Source organism: Mesorhizobium sp. WSM4983 (assembly GCF_029625765.1).
Lineage (GTDB): Bacteria > Pseudomonadota > Alphaproteobacteria > Rhizobiales > Rhizobiaceae > Mesorhizobium.
Window position 1 is genome coordinate 455,805 of the sequence record NZ_JARTVM010000003.1, and the last position, 19,071, is coordinate 474,875.

The 19,071-nt window shown below is 64.8% G+C and carries 20 protein-coding genes; 13 read left to right on the forward strand and 7 right to left on the reverse strand.

Translation table 11 applies throughout. The annotated features are described in order from the left end of the window. Nucleotides 1-64: 64 nt before the first annotated feature. The gene (locus tag P9254_RS13110) at nucleotides 65-493 is read right to left on the reverse strand and encodes a DUF6481 family protein (RefSeq protein WP_095776825.1); all 429 of its coding nucleotides are present in this window, start codon (nucleotides 491-493) and stop codon (nucleotides 65-67) included. 225 nt (nucleotides 494-718) lie between these two features. Between P9254_RS13110 and P9254_RS13115 the strand changes: the two genes are divergently transcribed. The 10 genes from P9254_RS13115 to P9254_RS13160 all read left to right on the forward strand — a co-directional run bounded on the left by P9254_RS13115 (nucleotide 719) and on the right by P9254_RS13160 (nucleotide 10,392). After that, entirely contained in the window at nucleotides 719-1,771 is a 1,053-nt protein-coding gene (locus P9254_RS13115) for an LLM class flavin-dependent oxidoreductase (protein ID WP_278055068.1), read from the forward strand. Nucleotides 1,772-1,862: 91 nt separating this feature from the next. Then, complete coding sequence (locus tag P9254_RS13120; protein ID WP_067003075.1) at nucleotides 1,863-3,032, forward strand: AI-2E family transporter; 1,170 nt, start codon at nucleotides 1,863-1,865, stop codon at nucleotides 3,030-3,032. Between the two features lie 88 nt (nucleotides 3,033-3,120). Beyond that, entirely contained in the window at nucleotides 3,121-3,312 is a 192-nt protein-coding gene (locus P9254_RS13125) for a hypothetical protein (RefSeq protein WP_245459223.1), read from the forward strand. 3 nt (nucleotides 3,313-3,315) lie between these two features. Next, nucleotides 3,316-4,314 carry an LLM class flavin-dependent oxidoreductase gene (locus tag P9254_RS13130; RefSeq protein WP_278055070.1) on the forward strand — a complete coding sequence of 333 codons (999 nt, stop codon included), beginning with the start codon at nucleotides 3,316-3,318 and terminating at the stop codon, nucleotides 4,312-4,314. Nucleotides 4,315-4,700: 386 nt separating this feature from the next. Beyond that, entirely contained in the window at nucleotides 4,701-6,617 is a 1,917-nt protein-coding gene (dnaK, locus tag P9254_RS13135; RefSeq protein ID WP_095782077.1) for a molecular chaperone DnaK, read from the forward strand. Between the two features lie 220 nt (nucleotides 6,618-6,837). Next, on the forward strand, nucleotides 6,838-7,968 hold the full coding sequence (gene dnaJ / locus P9254_RS13140; protein WP_067003083.1) for a molecular chaperone DnaJ: 1,131 nt from the start codon (nucleotides 6,838-6,840) through the stop codon (nucleotides 7,966-7,968). Between the two features lie 120 nt (nucleotides 7,969-8,088). Continuing rightward, complete coding sequence (gene pmtA / locus P9254_RS13145; protein ID WP_278055072.1) at nucleotides 8,089-8,694, forward strand: phospholipid N-methyltransferase PmtA; 606 nt, start codon at nucleotides 8,089-8,091, stop codon at nucleotides 8,692-8,694. A gap of 75 nt (nucleotides 8,695-8,769) precedes the next feature. Next, a complete protein-coding gene (locus P9254_RS13150) occupies nucleotides 8,770-9,366 on the forward strand; it encodes an NADPH-dependent FMN reductase (RefSeq protein WP_278055074.1) in 597 nt (198 codons plus the stop codon). After that, a complete protein-coding gene (gene pyrF / locus P9254_RS13155) occupies nucleotides 9,366-10,067 on the forward strand; it encodes an orotidine-5'-phosphate decarboxylase (RefSeq protein ID WP_095799003.1) in 702 nt (233 codons plus the stop codon). Before P9254_RS13150 ends, pyrF begins: the two co-directional genes overlap by 1 nt. Before the next feature lie 37 nt (nucleotides 10,068-10,104). After that, nucleotides 10,105-10,392, forward strand: a complete 288-nt coding sequence (locus tag P9254_RS13160; RefSeq protein WP_067324640.1) for a DUF1330 domain-containing protein — start codon at nucleotides 10,105-10,107, stop codon at nucleotides 10,390-10,392. A gap of 124 nt (nucleotides 10,393-10,516) precedes the next feature. Here P9254_RS13160 and P9254_RS13165 read toward each other — a convergent pair whose 3' ends face one another. The 6 genes from P9254_RS13165 to P9254_RS13190 all read right to left on the reverse strand — a co-directional run bounded on the left by P9254_RS13165 (nucleotide 10,517) and on the right by P9254_RS13190 (nucleotide 16,379). After that, the gene (locus tag P9254_RS13165; protein WP_278055076.1) at nucleotides 10,517-11,575 is read right to left on the reverse strand and encodes a D-alanine:D-lactate ligase-like protein; all 1,059 of its coding nucleotides are present in this window, start codon (nucleotides 11,573-11,575) and stop codon (nucleotides 10,517-10,519) included. Between the two features lie 94 nt (nucleotides 11,576-11,669). Then, nucleotides 11,670-12,542: an SMP-30/gluconolactonase/LRE family protein gene (locus P9254_RS13170; protein ID WP_278055077.1), complete on the reverse strand. Its 873-nt coding sequence runs from the start codon at nucleotides 12,540-12,542 to the stop codon at nucleotides 11,670-11,672. Beyond that, the gene (locus P9254_RS13175) at nucleotides 12,542-13,180 is read right to left on the reverse strand and encodes a 2-dehydro-3-deoxy-6-phosphogalactonate aldolase (RefSeq protein WP_278055078.1); all 639 of its coding nucleotides are present in this window, start codon (nucleotides 13,178-13,180) and stop codon (nucleotides 12,542-12,544) included. Before P9254_RS13175 ends, P9254_RS13170 begins: the two co-directional genes overlap by 1 nt. Then, the gene (locus P9254_RS13180; RefSeq protein ID WP_278055080.1) at nucleotides 13,177-14,112 is read right to left on the reverse strand and encodes a 2-dehydro-3-deoxygalactonokinase; all 936 of its coding nucleotides are present in this window, start codon (nucleotides 14,110-14,112) and stop codon (nucleotides 13,177-13,179) included. Before P9254_RS13180 ends, P9254_RS13175 begins: the two co-directional genes overlap by 4 nt. Then, nucleotides 14,109-14,876, reverse strand: coding sequence for an SDR family NAD(P)-dependent oxidoreductase (locus P9254_RS13185; RefSeq protein ID WP_278055081.1), 768 nt, complete (start codon nucleotides 14,874-14,876; stop codon nucleotides 14,109-14,111). The genes P9254_RS13180 and P9254_RS13185 overlap by 4 nt, the downstream gene beginning before the upstream one ends. A gap of 153 nt (nucleotides 14,877-15,029) precedes the next feature. Next, nucleotides 15,030-16,379, reverse strand: coding sequence for a putative bifunctional diguanylate cyclase/phosphodiesterase (locus P9254_RS13190; protein ID WP_278055218.1), 1,350 nt, complete (start codon nucleotides 16,377-16,379; stop codon nucleotides 15,030-15,032). A 250-nt stretch (nucleotides 16,380-16,629) separates the two neighbouring features. Between P9254_RS13190 and P9254_RS13195 the strand changes: the two genes are divergently transcribed. The 3 genes from P9254_RS13195 (at nucleotide 16,630) to gshB (ending at nucleotide 19,023) form a co-directional block, all read left to right on the forward strand. After that, nucleotides 16,630-17,640: a glycosyltransferase gene (locus tag P9254_RS13195; RefSeq protein ID WP_095825571.1), complete on the forward strand. Its 1,011-nt coding sequence runs from the start codon at nucleotides 16,630-16,632 to the stop codon at nucleotides 17,638-17,640. Further along, on the forward strand, nucleotides 17,640-18,014 hold the full coding sequence (locus tag P9254_RS13200; protein WP_067323734.1) for a GtrA family protein: 375 nt from the start codon (nucleotides 17,640-17,642) through the stop codon (nucleotides 18,012-18,014). The genes P9254_RS13195 and P9254_RS13200 overlap by 1 nt, the downstream gene beginning before the upstream one ends. 67 nt (nucleotides 18,015-18,081) lie before the next feature. Beyond that, on the forward strand, nucleotides 18,082-19,023 hold the full coding sequence (gene gshB, locus P9254_RS13205; RefSeq protein ID WP_067323732.1) for a glutathione synthase: 942 nt from the start codon (nucleotides 18,082-18,084) through the stop codon (nucleotides 19,021-19,023). The last annotated feature ends 48 nt before the right edge of the window (nucleotides 19,024-19,071 follow it).

A 19,071-nucleotide genomic window follows, 5' to 3' on the forward strand; every position in this document is an offset into this window, starting at 1 on the left:
GTAGCACGAACGCGTTCAGGGCCGCTCCTGGCGACCCTGACTCATTTTCGAAACGAACTCGAACCTAGCGGGCCGAGAAGCCCGGAGGCGTGCGACCGACGCGCGCCTTGCGGGCGGCGTAGCGCGCATCGCGCTTGGCCTTGCGTTCGGCCTCCTCGGCGAGCAGGCGGGCGATGCGTTCGGTTTCCTCGGCTTCGCGGATCTTGGCCTCGGCAGCCGCTGCCTCTTCGGCAGCAATACGGGCCGCTTCGGCCACTGCCTCGCGTTCAGCCTTCTCGGCCGCTTCGCGCGCCAGCTTTTCCTGCTTCAACCGGGCCTTCTCGGCCTCGCGGATAGCACGGGCCTCGAGAATCGCCTTGCGTTCCGCCTGACGCGCCAGAACCGCTGGGTCGTCCGCCGCCGGCTTTGACTTGAAGCGCTCCAGGAGCGCCTTCTTTGCCTCGTTCGCGGCGTTGCGCCGCTCGAATATGTCTTTTTCCCTGTAAATAGCCAAGTCCACTTCCCTGAAGTCAATTCGCGACGCTTACATACGCGCGAAAGCGGTGAGTTCAAGCGCCAAAACGGTATGCCAGCCATGAAAATCTGGGCTGTTGCCGTCGGGATACGTCGTCGCGGCGCGATGCACTGTTCACAAATCGCGCCTCTGGCGGCTCTGGGGGCCGGTCGCTACCTCTAGCGCCAACAATCAACGCCAAGCGGCGCATCAGGATGCATGAAAATGGAACTTGGCCTCTACACTTTCGCGGATGTCAGCCCGGAGCCGGGCCCCGGCGCCATCGGCCCGCACGAACGGCTGCGCAACCTGATCGAGGAGGTCGAGCTGGCCGACCAGGTCGGTCTCGACGTGTTCGGCCTCGGCGAACACCATCGCCCCGACTATGCGGCCTCGGCGCCGGTCGTGGCGCTGGCCGCGGCCGCGGAGCGGACGAAGCGGATCAAGCTCACCAGCGCGGTCACGGTGCTTTCTTCCGACGATCCGGTGCGGGTCTTCCAGCAGTTCGCGACGCTCGACCTTCTGTCCGGCGGCCGCGCCGAGATCATGGCCGGGCGCGGCTCCTTCATCGAATCGTTCCCGCTGTTCGGTTACAATCTCGAGGACTATGACGAGCTCTTCGCCGAGAAGCTCGATCTCCTGCTTGCCATCCGCGACCAGGTGAAGGTGACGTGGCAGGGCAAGCTGCGCGCGCCGATCAACGGCCGCGGCGTCTATCCCCGACCTTTCCGGGACAAGCTGCCGATCTGGATCGCTATTGGCGGGACGCCGCAGTCCGCCGCCCGCGCCGGCGTGCTCGGCCTGCCGCTGGCGCTTGCCATCATCGGCGGCGAGCCGGCCCGCTTCGCGCCGCTGTTCGAGATCTATCGCGAGGCGGCAAGGCGCGCCGGCAACGATCCCGCCTCGCTCGCGACCAGCTTGAACGTGCATGGCTTCGTCGGCGAGACGACCGAGAAGGCGGCCGACGATTTCTACGCACCGCAAGCCGAGGTGATGAACCGCATCGGCCGTGAGCGCGGCTGGGGGCCGACCTCGCGGGCGCATTTCGATCAGGCGCGCGGGCCGAACGGCGCGCTGTTCGTCGGCGATCCCGAACAGGTGGCGGAAAAGATCGTCGCCCAGCACAAGATCTTCGGCAACGACCGCTTCCTGTTGCAGATGGCGATCGGCACCATGCCGCATGCCAAGGTCATGAAGGCGATCGAGCTCTACGGCACCAAGGTGGCGCCGGTCGTGCGCAAGGAAACGGTGAAGGCCGCGCCGGCGCCCGTCACCTGAGCACGCCTGCCCAGCAAGATGCGCCCTCACCGCCGGCTAAGGAACCTTGGCGGCGGCGCGTACGTTTTCCTCGGCGATCGCGAGGGAACGGATGAAGGTCGAAACGAGCGCTTCGGGTTCGAACGTTGCCGAAAGCCCGGACGAGCGCGCCAGCGCCCGCGCCGAATTGCGCCTGATTCGATTGCTGCTGATCGGCATCTTCGTGCTGATAACGATCGCCGCGCTTTATTTCGCCCGCGCCTTCTTCATGCCGGTGATCCTCGCCTTCCTGCTGGCGCTGACGCTGACCCCGATCGTGCGCTTCCTGCGCAAGCGCGGCATCCCCGAGGTGGCCTCCGCGACACTGCTGGTTTTGCTGTCCCTCTTCGTCTTCGCCAGCGCCGGTTACCTGCTCAGCGGCCCGGTCATCGACCTCATCAACAACAGCTACTCGATCGGCGAGCAACTCACCGAGCGGCTGGCGCCTTTCAAGCGTCCGCTGGAGAGGGTCATGGATCTCTCGCGTCAACTGCAGGCCCTGACCGAGACATCGCAGGAACCGGGTGTGCAGAAGGTCGCGCTGGCGCCGTCCGGCATCCTGTCGACGGCGGCCAGCAACATTCTGGGAGCCGGCACGAGCATCACCCTCGTCTTCGTGCTGTCGCTGTTCCTGCTCGCCTCCGGCACCTTGTTCTACGAGAAGATCGTCCAGTCCTTCGCCCACCTCAGCGACAAGAAGCGCGCGCTGCGCATCGTCTATGACGTCGAGCACGAGATTTCCCATTACCTGCTTACCGTGGCGGCCATCAATGCCGGCCTCGGCACGGTGATCGGACTTGGCCTTTGGGGACTTGGGATGCCGAACCCGCAGGTCTGGGGCGCGGCCGCGGCGCTGCTCAACTTCCTGCCCTATGTCGGCGGGCTGATCACCTTGCTGCTGGTCACGATCATCGCGCTGATCAGCTTCGATACGATCCCCTACGCGTTGCTGGCACCCGCCTTCGTTTTGTTGTGCGACATCGTCGAGGGCCAGTTCGTGACCCCGACGGTGGTCGGCCGGCGGCTCGAGATAAACGCGGTGGCGATCTTCATCGCCATCGCCTTCTGGTCCTGGCTCTGGGGTTTCGTCGGCGCGCTGATGGCGGTGCCGCTGCTGGTGGTCATCAAGGTGTTCTGCGACCATTTCGATGGCCTCAGCCATGTCGGCAATTTCCTCGCCGCGCAGCAGACCATGGCGATCGACGACGAGGCCGGCGATAACAACCACAAATCCGGCGCGTGAGGCCTGGCCCAATCTGCATGTCCGGCCGGCTGTTTGCGGCGCCCATGGCGAGTGCCTATATCGGTCCGGTCTAACCGGACCCGCCTGCATGAATGACTTCGATCTCGCGCTGCGCAACAACCGCCTGTCTATCCACCATCTCGGCGGCCGCAGCGAGCAGCGGGAAATCGCCTCGGCGACCGAACTCGCCGACGTGCTGGAAGGCCAGTTCGCCATCGTCATTCCCGACCGCGCCGAATTCGAGGCCCGGTTGCGGCAGAAGCAAATCGTGGAGACCTGACCAATGACGGCCCTTTCGGTTCTCGACCTGTCGCCGATCACGCAAGGCAGCGATGCCTCGCGGTCGCTGGCCAATTCGCTCGACCTTGCCTGCCATGCCGAGCGGCTTGGCTACAAGCGCTACTGGCTCGCCGAGCACCACAACATGCCAGGCATTGCCAGTGCCGCGACGTCGGTTGTCATCGCCCATGTCGCCGGCGGCACCAAGACTATCCGCGTCGGCGCCGGCGGCATCATGCTGCCCAACCATGCGCCGCTGATGATTGCCGAGCAGTTCGGCACGCTGGCAGCACTTTTCCCCGGCCGCATCGATCTCGGCCTCGGTCGCGCGCCAGGCACCGATATGATGACGGCGCGGGCGCTTCGCCGCAACCTGGAGGCCAGCGACAACTTCCCCCAGGACGTGGTCGAGCTGATGGGCTATTTCCAGCCGGCCGAGGAAGGTCAGCGCATCCGCGCGGTGCCGGGCGAAGGCCAGGACGTGCCGGTCTGGATCCTTGGCTCCAGCCTCTATGGCGCGCAGCTCGCGGCGCTGCTTGGGCTGCCCTATGCTTTCGCCTCGCATTTCGCGCCGGCCGAACTCGACCACGCGCTGGAGGTCTATCGCACTCGCTTCCAGCCGTCGGCGCAGCTCGACAAGCCTTATGTGATGCTCGGCCTCAATGTCTTTGCGGCACCCACCGATGCCGAGGCGAAGCTTTTGTTCACCTCGCTGCAGCAGGCCTTCGTCAACCTGCGCAGCGGCCGGCCCGGCCAGCTGCCGCCGCCGGTCGAAAACTACGACCGCGACCTTGATCCCGTCGCCAGATCCATGCTGGCCCAAGCGCTGTCCTGTGCCGTCGTCGGCGCGCCGGAGACGGTCCGCCAGGGCATCGACGCCTTCGTGCGCCGCACCGGCGCCGACGAATTGATGGTGACGGCGCAGATGTTCGACCACACCGCGCGGGTGCGCTCCTTCGAGATCCTCGCGGACGTGCGCAGATCGATGTCGCAAGCCGCCTGACCGCTGGCCGCCTGTCGACCGGGGGGCGCAAGCGATCGCGGAAAACACATCTTTCTGAAGCTCCGCGCAACTCCGTTCGCAGGCATTCACGCCTCAATCATGGCGACTGCGACGTTTTTGCCCGCGCCGGATTTACCTCGGTCCGGGCGTATCGGGCGGCAAATCGGCCGCAAAATTGGCGATTTAGCACCGTTCCCGGCAGAGGATCGGCTTGGTGGATGCGTTGCGCAGGATGCTTGCGCCTCGTGCCGCCTGTTCTTATATACGCGCCAACCGCCCGGCCTTGAAAACCCGGGGACCGTGGCGGAATTTCTTGTGAACAGGGGCTTTCGTCGGAACGCCTTATTCAGGGTCCTGAGAGCCTGCTTAGAGGAGAGACTAGAACAATGGCAAAAGTAATCGGTATCGACCTCGGAACCACCAACTCCTGCATCGCCATCATGGACGGCAAGGAGCCCAAGGTTATCGAGAATGCGGAAGGCGCGCGCACGACCCCTTCCATCGTCGCCATCAACAGCGATGGCGAACGCCTCGTCGGCCAGCCGGCCAAGCGCCAGGCGGTCACCAATCCTGAAAACACCATCTTCGCGGTCAAGCGCCTGATCGGCCGCCGCTATGACGATCCGGTGACGGAGAAGGACAAGAAGCTTGTCCCCTATAAGATCGTCAAGGGCGACAATGGCGATGCCTGGGTCGAGGCCGGCGGCAAGAAGCTTTCGCCCAGCCAGATCTCGGCCATGATCCTGCAGAAGATGAAGGAAACGGCTGAAGCCTATCTCGGCGAGAAGGTCGAGAAAGCGGTCATCACCGTTCCGGCCTATTTCAACGATGCCCAGCGCCAGGCGACCAAGGACGCCGGCAAGATCGCCGGCCTCGAAGTGCTGCGCATCATCAACGAGCCGACGGCTGCCGCACTTGCCTATGGTCTGGAGAAGAAGGACGGCAAGACCATTGCCGTCTATGACCTTGGCGGCGGCACGTTCGACATTTCGGTGCTCGAGATCGGCGACGGCGTCTTCGAGGTGAAGTCGACCAACGGCGACACCTTCCTCGGCGGCGAGGACTTCGACATGCGCCTGGTCGAGTACCTGGCGGCCGAGTTCAAGAAGGAGCAAGGCATCGACCTCAAGGCCGACAAGCTCGCCCTGCAGCGCCTGAAGGAAGCGGCCGAGAAGGCCAAGATCGAGCTGTCGTCGACGACGCAGACCGAGATCAACCTGCCCTTCATCACTGCCGACGCCAGCGGGCCGAAGCACCTGACGATGAAGCTCACCCGGGCGAAGTTCGAGAGCCTGGTCGAGGACCTCGTGCAGCGCACCATCGACCCCTGCAAGGCGGCGCTCAAGGATGCCGGCCTGAAGGCGGGCGAGATCGACGAAGTGGTGCTGGTCGGCGGCATGACCCGCATGCCCAAGATCCAGGAGATCGTGAAGCAGTTCTTCGGCAAGGAGCCGCACAAGGGCGTCAACCCGGATGAGGTGGTCGCGCTCGGCGCCGCCATCCAGGCCGGCGTGCTGCAGGGCGACGTGAAGGACGTGCTGTTGCTCGACGTGACGCCGCTGTCGCTCGGCATCGAGACGCTGGGCGGCGTTTTCACAAGGCTGATCGAACGCAACACCACGATCCCGACTAAGAAGAGCCAGGTGTTCTCGACGGCCGAGGATTCGCAGTCGGCGGTGACCATCCGCGTCTTCCAGGGCGAGCGCGAGATGGCGGCCGACAACAAGCTGCTCGGCCAGTTCGATCTGGTCGGCATTCCGCCGGCTCCGCGCGGCGTGCCGCAGATCGAGGTCACCTTCGACATCGACGCCAACGGTATCGTCAACGTCTCTGCCAAGGACAAGGGCACCGGCAAGGAGCATCAGATCCGCATCCAGGCTTCGGGCGGTCTGTCCGACGCCGACATCGAGAAGATGGTGAAGGACGCCGAGGCCAATGCCGAGGCCGACAAGAAGCGCCGCGCCCTCGTCGAGGCGCGCAACCAGGCCGAATCCCTGGTGCATTCGTCCGAGAAGTCGCTGAAGGACTATGGCGACAAGGTCTCGGAGGCCGACCGCACCGCGATCGCCGACGCGATTGCGGCGCTGAAGTCCGCAGCCGAAGGCGATGACGTGGCCGATATCGAGGCCAAGTCGCAGTCGCTCGCCGAAGCTTCGATGAAGCTTGGCCAGGCCATGTACGAGGCCTCGCAGAAGGAAGCGGCCGAAGCCGACGCCAAGGCGGACGCCGCCAAGGATTCGGACGTGGTCGACGCCGACTTCGAGGAAATCGACGAAGACGACGACAAGAAGAAGTCGGCCTGAGCCGGCTGACGGCCAAATAATGCGAAAAGCCCGGCGCAAGGCCGGGCTTTTTTGCAACCTTCACCGAAAAAGTGCGGACCTGGCCCAAAAATTGACGGAAAAACACCGGTGAGCCCGGCTCGGCTCTGGCATCCGGGCAACATCGCTCCTAAATCGAACAACGTGCCGGCGACGACGCGACAATGCTTGAAGACATTGAGCATCCGGACAGCGGGATAAAATGAAAGCTGATTTCTACGAAACGCTGGGCGTGCAAAAAGGCGCCGACGACAAGGAGCTGAAGAGCGCTTTCCGCAAGCTCGCCATGCAGTTCCATCCCGACCGCAACCCCGGCGACCATGCCTGCGAGCACAAGTTCAAGGAAATCAACGAAGCCTACGAGACGCTGAAGGACCCGCAGAAGCGCGCGGCCTATGACCGTTTCGGCCACGCCGCCTTCGAGCAGGGCGGCATGAACGGCGCGGCGCACGGCTTCGGCGCCGGCGGCTTCGCCGACATCTTCGAAGACATTTTCGGCGATATGATGGGTGGCCGCCAGCGCCGCTCGTCGGGCGGCCGCGAGCGCGGGGCCGACCTGCGCTACAACATGGAAATCTCGCTGGAAGAGGCGTTTTTGGGCAAGACGGCGCAGATCCGCGTGCCGGCATCGATTTCCTGTTCGGAATGCTCCGGCAGCGGCGCCAAGCCCGGCACGCAGCCGGTCACCTGCGCGATGTGCCACGGCCATGGCAAGGTGCGGGCAACGCAAGGCTTCTTCTCGATCGAGCGCACCTGCCCGCAATGCCAGGGGCGCGGCCAGACGATCAAAGACCCCTGCCCGAAATGCGCCGGCCAGGGCCGCGTCACCGAGGAGCGTTCGCTGTCGGTCAACATCCCGGCCGGCATCGAGGACGGAACTCGCATCCGGCTTGCCAATGAGGGCGAGGCCGGCCTGCGCGGCGGCCCATCGGGCGACCTCTACATCTTCCTTGCCGTCAAGCCGCACGAATTCTTCCAGCGCGACGGCGCCGACCTCTACTGCAAGGTGCCGATCTCGATGACGACCGCCGCCCTCGGCGGCTCGTTCGAGGTCACCACGCTCGACGGCACTCAGACCAAGGTGAAAGTGCCGGAAGGCACCCAGAACGGCCGCCAGTTCCGGCTGAAGGGCAAGGGCATGCCGGTGCTGCGGCAGCCCAATGTCGGCGATCTCTACATCCAGACCGCGGTCGAGACGCCGCAGAACCTGTCGCGGCGCCAGCGCGAGCTCCTGGAAGAGTTCGAGCAGCTCTCCTCGAAGGACAATTCGCCCCAGTCGAGCGGCTTCTTCGCCCGCATGAAGGACTTTTTCGAATCCTTCGGCGAACCCTGAGTGGGATGCGGCAGGGGTTGACGCGCTGCCTCAACGTCATCAACATCTTATGCTAGATCTTGCCTTGCCTTGTTCCACCTAGCTGCTAAGTAGCGTCGGGGAGCGTTGAGGAGAGCTCGCATGGCACGTGGTCCCGGGTTGCGCAAAGCGCTGGCGGAAAAATTCGACGACGAGCTGAAGTTCTTCAAAGGCTGGATCGGCAAGCCGAAAGCTGTCGGCTCGATCGTTCCCACCAGTTCCGTGACCGCCCGCAAGATGGCCTCGATCGTCAACCCGAAATCGGGCCTGCCGGTGCTGGAGGTCGGCCCCGGCACCGGCGTCATCACGCGTGCCATTCTCGCCCAGGGCGTGAAGCCGGAGAACCTCTACGCGATCGAATACGCGACCGACTTCGTGCGCCATCTGCGCCGGCTCTATCCGCGCGTCAACGTCATCGAGGGCGACGCCTTCAACCTCGACGCAACACTCGGCGACAAGCGCGACTTGGTGTTCGATTCGGTCGTCTCCGGCGTGCCGCTGCTCAATTTCCCGGTCGCCCAGCGCATCGCCTACATCGAAAGCCTGCTCGACCGCATTCCCGTCGGCCGGCCGATCGTGCAGCTGACCTACGGCCCGCTCTCGCCGATTCCGCCCGGCCGCGGCGACTACACGGTCAAGCATTTCGATTTCATCATCCGCAACATTCCGCCGACGCAGCTGTGGATCTACCGGCGCGAGGCATGTTGACCGAAAGCGCTTGGCCATCGAAAGCGCTTGGGGATTGATCGCTCTTCGACCTATACGTCTCTCGACAGGTGGCCGATGGCAGTAATCGCAAGAATCCTCGTCTTTGCAGGCTCGATCCGCACCGGCGCTTTCAGCGGCCGGACGGCCGATGTGGCGCAAAAGGAACTCGCCATGCAGGGTGCGGAGGTGACCCGCATCTCGCTCGGCGACTATCCGCTGCCGATCATGGACGAGGATCTTGAGAAGGACAAAGGCATTCCCGAGAATGCCGTGAAGCTCGGGCATCAGATTTCCGCCCATGACGGGCTGGTGATCGCGACGCCTGAATATAACGGCTCGATCCCGCCGCTCTTGAAGAATTCCATCGACTGGGTGAGCCGGCTCCGGCGCGACGGCAGCCGCTCGTTCAGGCCGCTTTACGGCAAGCCCGTCGCGCTCTGCTCCTCCTCCGAGGGCAAGTTTGCCGGCATACGCTGCATCAACCATCTGCGCGCGGTGCTGGTGCGCTGCCAGATGGAAGTGATCACGCCGGAATGCTCGGTTTCCGGCGCCGATGAAGCCTTCGCCGAGGACGGACAATTCCGCGACGCCAGACTGCACCAATCGATGGAGCGCCTATGCCGTACACTGATCGAAACCTCGCGCATGCTGTCCGTGAGGATCGAGGTCTGATGCATCCGGTCGAGACCATGCGCGACCGGCTGATCGTCGGCCTCGACGTGCCGACGCTGAAGGAAGCCGAAAAGACGGTGCGCGCGCTCGAAGGCAGCGTCTCTTTCTACAAGATCGGCTATCAGCTCGCCTTCGCCGGCGGGCTCGATTTCGCGCGCGAGCTCGCCAGCGGCGGCACCAAGGTCTTCCTCGACATGAAGCTGCTCGACATCGACAACACGGTGGCCAAGGGGGTCGAGAATATCGTCAGGATGGGGGTCTCGATGCTGACACTGCATGCCTATCCCAAGGCTATGCAGGCGGCGGTGGAAGCAGCCAAAGGCAGCGATCTCTGCCTGCTCGCGGTGACCGTGCTGACCTCGATGGACGAGCAGGACATGATCGATGCCGGCTATGAACACGATCCGCACACGCTGGTGCTGAGGCGCGCCGAACAGGCGCTGCATGCCGGCATGGGCGGCATCGTCTGCTCGGCCGAGGAGGCCGAAGCCGTGCGCCGGATCGTCGGTCCCGACATGGCCGTGGTCACGCCGGGTATACGGCCGAGCGGCAGCGACCATGGCGACCAGAAGCGTGTGGTGACGCCGGCGCAGGCGATCCGCAACGGCTCCAGCCACCTTGTCGTCGGCCGGCCGATCGTCAAGGCGCCGGATCGGCGGGCGGCGGCCGAGGCTATCTTGGCCGAAATGTGCTCGGCATAGGGCCGATCCGGTTTGCGAACCGAAACAGGAGAAAATGATGCCAAAGGGATATTGGGTTGCCCGCGTCGATGTGCGCGACCCGGAAGGCTACAAGGACTATGTCGCCGCCGCCAAACCGGCTTTCGAGCGCTTCGGCGCGAAATTCCTGGCGCGCGGCGGCGAGCATGAGAAGGCCGAGGGGCCCGGCCGCGCGCGCAATGTGATCATCGAGTTCGATTCGCTTGCCGCCGCACATGACTGCTACCACTCGCCGGAATATCAGCGCGCCGTCGCCATTCGCCAGAAAGTGGCCGACGGCGAGATCGTGCTGGTCGAGGGCGTTTGATCGTCTGAATCGTTCTGCCTTGACATGATCAAGGAAGGCGGTGGCGCAGAATAGAGATTTGCAGCGATCCTTCGCCGGCGTCTCAAAGCCGCTCCGCAGCCGCAGGCCGGTGCAATCCCTAAGCTTATGCCCTCAGCCGGCTGGTCGCCGTCTCCGCCATCGCATCCGCCAGGCTCATGCTCCATTGCCTGCGGCAATAGTCGCGGAAATCGAAGCAGGGCAGGCCGGGACAGACTTCGAACTCGATGAGATGGACGGTGTCGTCGGCCTCGACCCTGAAATCGACCGAGAAGACGTCCTTCAGGCCAAGCCCGGCGATCAGCTCCTGCGCGATGGCGCGGATCGCGCGATCGGCCGCCGGCTGGCTGGCGGCGACCTGCTCGAGCTCCGGCTCGGCATAGGTGCCTGCGTCCCTGGCGGCTTGGCCGCTATCGCCGTAGAGCGCCATGGAGTCGGCCATGGTCTGGAAGTCGCCGCCGGACTCGACGAAGGCGATGCCGAGCGCCTCGACGCCGGTATCCGGCTTCAGACCGAGGAAGCTTGCCCGCACATTACGGCCGGCGACATAAGGCTGGACGACGACATCGTCGCGATAATGGTCAAAGACCCGCCGGCTGAGCTCCAGCGCATGACCAAGATCGCGACAGCGCGAATCCGGCCAGATGCCGATCTTGGCGCCGAGCCGGTTTGGTTTGACGAACCAGCCGGCGGACGAGGCCGACGGCTCGACCAGCCATTTCCCATTGCGGGCCAGCCCGGCCGGCGGCACCGGCAGGCCAAGCGCGCCGAGCACGGCGCCGGAGCGGAACTTGTCCTGGCAGAGCGCGAACAGCGAATCGTCGGCGCCGATCGTCTTCAGTCCGTTCAGCCTTGCCAGCGCAGGCGAAGCGCCGCCGCGGAAATAGGCGATGCCGTCGGTCAGCGTCCAGACCAGGGTTTTGACGGGATCGGCATTCGCCAAGACGGTCGCGGCGTCGTCCAGCTCGACGGCCATCAAGGTGAGGCCGCGCGTTTCGCAAGCGGCGGCGAGCTGGCCGAATTCGGGCGCGAGGTCGGTCGACTGCGCCAGATAGGACGAGATCTCGGTTGCGCGTTCCGTCGGGTAGCCGTCGGCGACCAGCCGGTCGAAGCAAGCCTTCTCCGGCTCGTGGACAAGGATCAGCGTCGGGCCGTTGCTCGGCATGGAAGCTCCCAGAAGAGTCAGGTGCTACCATCGCATGGCGGTTGCAATCGGCTTTCAGGAAACCGACCTGAGCGAGCGATAATGCGCAAGCCGCTCAGGCGATCAGCACGCGCGGCTCGAAGCGGCCCCGGACCGGAATGTCGAGCAGGAAGGTCATGCCGGCCTGAGGATCGAGCTTGCGCTGCTTGTCGTCCTTGCCTTTCCAGGCCGATGTCACCGCAAGGCGGTCGGCGTTCGGCCCGACAAAGGCGGGGCAGGAAGGCTGCGTTACCGGCATCGGGATTTCGCGCAGCAGCATGCCGTCCGGCGAATACGCCTTCACCGCCTTGCCGCCCCAGACGGCGTTCCACAGCACGCCGTCGCGGTCGACGACCGAGCCGTCGACATAGCCTCTTTGCGAACGATGATCGACGAAGACGTTCGGCTCGCCCGTCGGCAGGCCGGTCGCCGGATCGCAAGCGACGCGCATCAGAAGCCCGGTCGCGGTGTCGGTGTAGTAGGCGATCGTCCCGTCGTCGGAAAAGCAGATCGAGTTGGACACGGTAATGTCGGAGAACAGCCGGCGAAGCTCGCCCTTGAAGAACCAGTAGATCGCGCCGGCGCCCTTGCCCTCGTCCTTGCCCATCGTGCCGGTCCACAACGCGCCGCAGGGATGGACGCGGGAATCGTTGGAGCGGGTCAGCGGATTGTCGGCTTCTATCGGCGTGTGCAGCGTTAACTTGCCGGTTGCCACATCGCGGACCTGCACGCCAATCTCGGTGGCGATCAGCTGGCGGGCATCGTCGATGACGGCGATGGCGCTGGCCATCACGCCGAGATCATGGATTTTCAGCGCGCCGGCGAGCGGCTTTTCCAGAAGCTTGCCATTGACGATGTCGAACCAGAACAGTGTCTCGGTGCCGGGATCGTAGCTCGGTCCCTCCCCCAACTGGCAAATGTGATCGCTGAAGACCGAAACGCTGTCCATCAAATCCCTCCGAAGGCTTCGTCCCAGGCCGCGACCGCGGCACGGGCGCGCTCAGCCACTTCATCGACGCTGGCGCCCGGCTTATAAAGGCTCGACCCCAAGCCGAAGACGCTGACGCCGACGGCTTTGTAGCCGGCAAAATCCTTGTCCGAAACGCCGCCGACGGCGCCGATCAGCGCCGTTGCCGGAAGCACGGCGCGGATCGCCGAAATGCCGCCGACGCCGAGCACGCTTGCCGGGAAGAATTTAAGCGCCGAAGCACCGAGCCTGATCGCCTGGAAGGCCTCGGTGGGCGTGAACACGCCCGGCATCGTCACCATGCCATACTGCATGGCGCGGCCCATGACATCGGCATCGATGTTGGGGCTGACCAGCAGCCGGCCGCCGGCCTTGTGCAAGGCATCGACATCGGCCGCCGTCAGCACCGTGCCGGCGCCGACCAGCGCGGTTTCCGGAAGGACTTCGGCGATCCTGGTGATCGACGAAAACGGTTCCGGCGAATTGAGCGGCACCTCGATCGCCTCGATGCCAGCGTCGAAGATCGCCTGGCCTATTGAGATCGCCTCTGTCGGCTTGAGGCCACGCAAGATGGCGACCAGCCCGCGTTTCAGTCTCGGAAAGGGTGCTGTCTGCGTCACGCGTCGCCTCCGATCATGCGGTTCTCGCGCGCGGCTTCGACAAGGCCGGCGCGCACCGCTTCATCCGCATCGACGACCCGAAAAGCAAGACCGGCGAAGCCAAGAGCGGCGCCATAGAGCGAAGCCAGCGCGCCGGAAGCGATCAGCACGACGGGCGCTTCACTGATGCCGTAGCGCCGCTTCGCCGAAGCGATCTCGCCGCCGATCAACAGCCCGGACAGGCACGCCGCCGCCTCGTCGGATTTCAAATCTTGCAGCAGCCCGGCGGCGCGGATCGCAAACAGCTTTGAGGTAACGTCGCCGCCTTCGCCCAGCGCCCGCTCGCACCACCGACGGAAGAACGGACCATCCGCCGTGACCGGTGCCGGATGTTCGCCCAGCGAATGTTTCAGGATCGAATGCGCGGCCAATACCGAAAACAACTCGCCGGTCGGCCAGGTGCCGAAGCCGGCGACCGCGCCGTCCTCGGCCACGACCCATTTGGAATGGGTGCCCGGCATGCAGACGATGTGGCGCCCCGTTGCCGGCAGATTCGCGCCGGCAAGCTGCGTTTCCTCGCCGCGCATGACATCCGGCGCGTCGGCGAGGCGCTGTGCGAGGCCGGGCACGATACGGATGTCGCGGCGCTCGCCTTCGATGCGGGCGGCACCTGCCAAGATGGCGCCGATCGGGGCAGGCACGGTGACGTATGGCGCCTCGATCCAGCCCTGGCGGGAACCCGCCATGCCGCAGATGATGACGGGCAGGGACTTCGGCGCGCCCATGGCGGCGAGATGGCCTTCCAGCACCGTCGCAAAACCCTTTTCGCGCGCGGTGATCAGGCCGTCGTCGCCGCGCCGCTCGGCGAGCAGCTGACCCGCGCCGTCGAGCAGCCAGGCCCTGAGCCTGGTCGTGCCCCAGTCGAGGGCGGCGACCGCAGGCGCGCCGCTCACAGCACGCCTCCGTCGACGATCAGCATTTGCGCGGTCAGCATGCGCGAGGCGTCCGACGCCAGGAACAGCACCGTGCCCACAATGTCGTCGGGCCGCATGGGCTGCTTGATGCATTGCTTGGCGACATGGGCGGCAAGCGCCTCCTCGGTAACCCAAAGCTCGCGCTGACGTTCGGTGATCACCCAGCCGGGCGCAACCGCGTTGACGCGGATGCCGTCGGCGCCGAGCTTGCCGGCAAGGCCTTTGGTGAGACCGAGGATACCGGCCTTGGCGGCGGTGTAAGCCGGCAGATCGGGATGGTTGATGAGATAGGACGTGGAGCTGAAATTGATGATCGAGCCGCCGCCGGCGCGCTTCATGCCCGGCGCCACCGCCTGGGCGGTGAAGAAATGCGGCCGCAGGTTGATGGCCAGGTTGTTGTCCCAGAACTCGACCGTGACATCCTTCACCTCATGGCGATCGTCAAGCGCGGCGTTGTTGACCAGCGCCGTGACATCGCCATGCGCTTTCGCCGCCTTCGCTGCCGCGGCGCGCAGCGCCTCGACGTCGCGCAGATCGGTCTTGAGATAGAGCGGACGCCGGCCAAGCTCTCTTTCCAGACGGTCGGCCAGCGCCGTGGTGGACTTGTCGGCGATGTCGATGAAGGCGACCTTGGCGCCTTGCCGCATGAAGCCCTCGGTCAGCGCCGCGCCGATGCCGGAACCGCCGCCGGTGATCAACACCGAGGCGCCGTCGAGGTCGGCGAAACGCGCCGATGGCATCATGATTTCTGTCTCCCTTTGGCCGGCGCGCATCCTAGCCATGCCGGCCCCGGGAGCAAGGGTGAAAAGGCGATTTCGGCGGCAATATGTCTGACAAAATAGCAGCCGCGCTTCCGTGAGGCGCAGACGGGTCGGCTTGGATCGCAGGTTGGTCGATCAGATCGCCTTGGCGCGCAGCGCGCCGCGATAGGAATCGCGCAGATAGCCAAGCGTGGCGTCGGCATCGACGGGCTTGCCGAACAGATACCCCTGGCCACCCGCGCAGCCGAACTGGACGAGGCGGTCGGCCTGCGCTTCCTCCTCTATGCCTTCGGCCACAACGTCCATGCCGAGTCCTTCGCACATGGCGAGAATGGCACGGATGATGTGTTCCGAGGGGCGGTCTTCGAGGATCGAGGAAACGAAGGCGCGATCGATCTTCAGCTTGTCGAAATGGAATTCGCGCAGGCGTCCGAGCGACGACTGGCCGGTGCCGAAATCGTCGAGCGAGACGCGGATGCCGACGCGGCGCAGATCCTCGACGATCTTCTCGGCCGAAGCCGGGTCGGTCATCAGGCCGGTTTCGGTGATCTCGATCTCCAGCCGGCGCGGATCGAAGCCGGTGCGGTCGAGGATCGCCAGTATATGCAGGCCGGTGTTCTGGTCGACAAGCTGCGACGGCGACAGGTTGAAGGACAAAAACAGGTCCTTCGGCCAGTTGCGCGCCGCCTCGGTCGCCTTGCGCAGCACCAGCTGCGACAGCGGGCCGATGATGCCGCGCTCCTCTGCGATGGGAATGAACACGCTCGGCGGCACCATGCCGAGATCGCGATCGGTCCAGCGAGCCAGCGTCTCGAAGCCGATGGTGCGGCGACTGGTGAGGTCGACGATCGGCTGGAAATGCGGCTCGACCTCGCCGGCCGAGACGGCGCGGCGCAGCGCCTGCTCGATGCGGGTGACGCGCTTGGCGGCCTCCTCCATCTCGCGTGTGTAGACGACGACGCGGCCGCGGCCCGAGCGCTTGGCGTGGTAGAGCGCGGTCTCGGCCTTGTTGATCAGGATCTCTGTGGTCTCGTCGCCGGAATAAAACAGCGAGCAGCCGACCGAAGCCGACAATCTGGCGGTGCGCTCGCCGACATCATAGGGCGCCGACAGGATCTCGATCAGCATGCGCGATTTTTCGGCGGCCTGCTCCTCGCTGAACACCATCGGGTAGAGGAAGCCGAACTCGTCGGCGCCGATGCGACAGACGGTGGAGTAGCCATCCATCGAGGCACGCAAGCGCATAGCTACCTGGATCAGGATGTCGTCGCCGGCCTTGTGGCCGAACAGGTCGTTGATCGGCTTGAAGCCATCGAGATCGAGGATGCCAACGGTGAAGGGCGCGGGATCGTCGGCGCGGTCGCTGATCAGGCGATCGACCTTGTCGTAAAAGCGACGATGGTTGCCAAGCCCGGTCAGCGGATCGGTGAAGGCCAGATCCGCGTTTTCCCTGCCTGGCTGCCCGGTGCCAAACGTCGTTTGCATCATGTCCCTGTTCTGATGGGGAATTTGTAACCAGACTGGCAGCAAAGCGTTTAGGAAAGGTATCGGAAAATCGATTTTCTGAAGTTGCGAAAGGGTCTTGGCGCCATGCCTGGCGGTCCAGGGTCTTTGGCGATGGAGGCTTAAACCGGGCATTAACAGCTTCAATAAATAGTAAAGCGGCCCGGAGACGCCGGCATTGGGACCGGCATTGGCGCGGCTGGTCGGCTGGGCCCGGGCACCGGAGACAGGCATGCCGCACGAGGTCCGCAACGAGCCGGCGATCGCCGTGCTCCTGCCCTGCTACAATGAGGAGCTGACGATCGGTGAGGTCGTGCGGCGCTTCCGCGAGACGCTGTCCTCCGCGACGATCTATGTCTACGACAACAATTCGAAGGACCTGACCGCGCTCAGGGCCCGCGCGGCCGGCGCGGTCGTCGTGCGCGAACCGCGCCAGGGCAAGGGCAATGTCGTGCGCCGCATGTTCGCCGACATCGACGCCGACATCTATGTGATGGCGGACGGCGACGGCACCTACGCGCCGGAAGATGCGCCGGAGCTGATCAACACACTCTTGACCGAGCGCTCGGACATGGTGGTGGGCACCCGGCGGGGCGTCACCGACGACGCCGGCCGCTCCGGCCACGCCTTCGGCAACCGCATCTTCAACCGGCTCTACAAGGGCCTGTTCGGCGCCGATTTCACCGATATCTTTTCCGGCTACCGGGTCTTTTCGCGGCGCTTCGTCAAGAGCTTCCCGGCGGTTTCCGGCGGCTTCGAGATCGAGACCGAGATGTCGGTCCATGCCTCGCAGCTCAAGCTGCCGGTGAACGAGATGGCGCTCGACTACGGCCGCCGCCCGGAAGGCTCATCGTCGAAGCTGTCGACGTTCAGAGACGGCGCCAGGATCCTGTGGATGTTCGCCATGTTGGTGAAGGAGACGCAGCCGCTGCGTTTCTTCGGCACGTTTGCCCTGTTCTTCCTGGCGGCCAGCATCGGGCTGATGATCCCGGTGCTGATCGAGTTCGCCGAGACAGGACTTGTTCCGCGCATGCCGACCTGGGTGCTGTCGGTTGGCCTGCTCCTCTTGTCCATGCTGGCGATGGTCACCGGACTGATCCTCGATTCGGTGTCGCGCGGCCGGGCCGAACAGAAGCGCATCTTCTATCTTTCCATCCCTGCCGGCCGCATCGAGCGACGCGCCGGCTTCAACGGCGAGGCCTCCCCGAAAAGGGAGCCGGGCAAGGCCTCGCGAGCCGCCTGATGGTCCGGCTTGCCCGCTTCGTGCTTGCCGGCGGCATCGGCTTCGTCGCCGATGCGGCCGCGCTCTGGCTGCTGCTTTCCGTCACGCCGCTCGGACCGCTGGCGGCGCGCGTGCTGTCGATCGGCTTCGCGCTCACCGTCACCTGGCAGATCAACCGGCATCTGACCTTTGCGCCGTCGAGCCGAGGCATCGCGCAGGAAGGCGCGCGTTACGGGGGCGTCGGCGTCGCCACCAGCATCGTCAATTATCTCGTCTATTGTGCCCTTCTGTTCGCGCTGCCCTCCCTGCCGCCGCTGGCGGCGCTGACGGTCGCCTCGCTGGTCGCGATGGCGCTGTCCTTCGTCGGCTATTCCCGGCTGGTCTTCGACCGATAATCTCTGGCCGATTGGCAGAAGCCGCCGATTTCCCTATATCGGCGGCAGAGATTGCCGGAGACCCGAGATGCCGTTGAAAATCGCCGTCCAGATGGACCATGTCTCGACGGTGTCGATCGCCGGCGACACCACGTTCGCGCTGTCGCTGGAAGCGCAGCGGCGCGGCCACAAGCTTTTCCACTACACGCCCGACCGGCTGTCGATGCGGGACGGCAAGGTGTTCGCGCGCGCCGAGGAGATGCAGGTGCGCGACGAGAAGGGCAGCCATTATTCGCTAGGCGAGCCGGTGCGCACCGATCTCTCGGAGATGGACGTAGTGCTGCTGAGGCAGGACCCGCCCTTCGACATGAACTACATCACCACCACCCACATTCTGGAACGCATCCATCCGAAGACGCTGGTGGTCAATGACCCGGCCTGGGTGCGCAACAGCCCGGAAAAGATCTTCGTCACCGAATTCCCGGACCTAATGCCGGAGACGCTGATCACCAAGGATCCGCAGGAGGTGGCCGCCTTTCGCAAGGAGTTCGGCGACATCATCGTCAAGCCGCTCTACGGCAATGGCGGGGCGGGCATCTTCCATCTGCACGAGGCCGACCGCAACCTCGCCTCGCTGCTCGAAATGTTCGGCCAACTGTTCCGCGAGCCCTATATCGTGCAGCGCTACCTCAAGGACGTGCGCAAGGGCGACAAGCGCATCATCCTGATCGACGGCGAGCCGGTGGGCGCCATCAACCGTGTGCCGGCCGAGCACGATTCGCGCTCCAACATGCATGTCGGCGGCCGCGCCGAGAAGACCGAGCTGACGGAGCGCGAACGCGAGATCTGTGCCCGCATCGGGCCAGCGCTCAGGGAACGCGGCTTCATCCTCGTTGGCATCGATGTCATCGGCGACTACATGACCGAGATCAACGTCACCTCGCCGACCGGCGTGCGCGAGGTGCGGCGCTTCGGCGGCGCGGACATTGCTGCCCTGTTCTGGGACTGCGTGGAAGGGAAGCGGAAGTAGCGCCCCTCAGCTGCCCGGTGGGCGGGACCGTATGTTCCCGTAATGTTC

What these genes read in the sequence shown, in the direction of transcription:
- P9254_RS13130 (WP_278055070.1), top strand. Translation starts at nt 3,316, where the DNA reads ATGACGGCCCTTTCGGTTCTCGACCTGTCGCCGATCACGCAAGGCAGC.
- pmtA (WP_278055072.1), top strand. Translation starts at nt 8,089, where the DNA reads ATGGCACGTGGTCCCGGGTTGCGCAAAGCGCTGGCGGAAAAATTCGAC.
- P9254_RS13170 (WP_278055077.1), bottom strand. Translation starts at nt 12,542, where the DNA reads ATGGACAGCGTTTCGGTCTTCAGCGATCACATTTGCCAGTTGGGGGAG.
- P9254_RS13120 (WP_067003075.1), top strand. Translation starts at nt 1,863, where the DNA reads ATGAAGGTCGAAACGAGCGCTTCGGGTTCGAACGTTGCCGAAAGCCCG.
- P9254_RS13195 (WP_095825571.1), top strand. Translation starts at nt 16,630, where the DNA reads ATGCCGCACGAGGTCCGCAACGAGCCGGCGATCGCCGTGCTCCTGCCC.
- P9254_RS13150 (WP_278055074.1), top strand. Translation starts at nt 8,770, where the DNA reads ATGGCAGTAATCGCAAGAATCCTCGTCTTTGCAGGCTCGATCCGCACC.
- P9254_RS13160 (WP_067324640.1), top strand. Translation starts at nt 10,105, where the DNA reads ATGCCAAAGGGATATTGGGTTGCCCGCGTCGATGTGCGCGACCCGGAA.
- pyrF (WP_095799003.1), top strand. Translation starts at nt 9,366, where the DNA reads ATGCATCCGGTCGAGACCATGCGCGACCGGCTGATCGTCGGCCTCGAC.
- P9254_RS13200 (WP_067323734.1), top strand. Translation starts at nt 17,640, where the DNA reads ATGGTCCGGCTTGCCCGCTTCGTGCTTGCCGGCGGCATCGGCTTCGTC.
- dnaK (WP_095782077.1), top strand. Translation starts at nt 4,701, where the DNA reads ATGGCAAAAGTAATCGGTATCGACCTCGGAACCACCAACTCCTGCATC.
- P9254_RS13125 (WP_245459223.1), top strand. Translation starts at nt 3,121, where the DNA reads ATGAATGACTTCGATCTCGCGCTGCGCAACAACCGCCTGTCTATCCAC.
- P9254_RS13115 (WP_278055068.1), top strand. Translation starts at nt 719, where the DNA reads ATGGAACTTGGCCTCTACACTTTCGCGGATGTCAGCCCGGAGCCGGGC.
- P9254_RS13190 (WP_278055218.1), bottom strand. Translation starts at nt 16,379, where the DNA reads ATGCAAACGACGTTTGGCACCGGGCAGCCAGGCAGGGAAAACGCGGAT.
- P9254_RS13165 (WP_278055076.1), bottom strand. Translation starts at nt 11,575, where the DNA reads ATGCCGAGCAACGGCCCGACGCTGATCCTTGTCCACGAGCCGGAGAAG.
- P9254_RS13185 (WP_278055081.1), bottom strand. Translation starts at nt 14,876, where the DNA reads ATGATGCCATCGGCGCGTTTCGCCGACCTCGACGGCGCCTCGGTGTTG.
- dnaJ (WP_067003083.1), top strand. Translation starts at nt 6,838, where the DNA reads ATGAAAGCTGATTTCTACGAAACGCTGGGCGTGCAAAAAGGCGCCGAC.
- gshB (WP_067323732.1), top strand. Translation starts at nt 18,082, where the DNA reads ATGCCGTTGAAAATCGCCGTCCAGATGGACCATGTCTCGACGGTGTCG.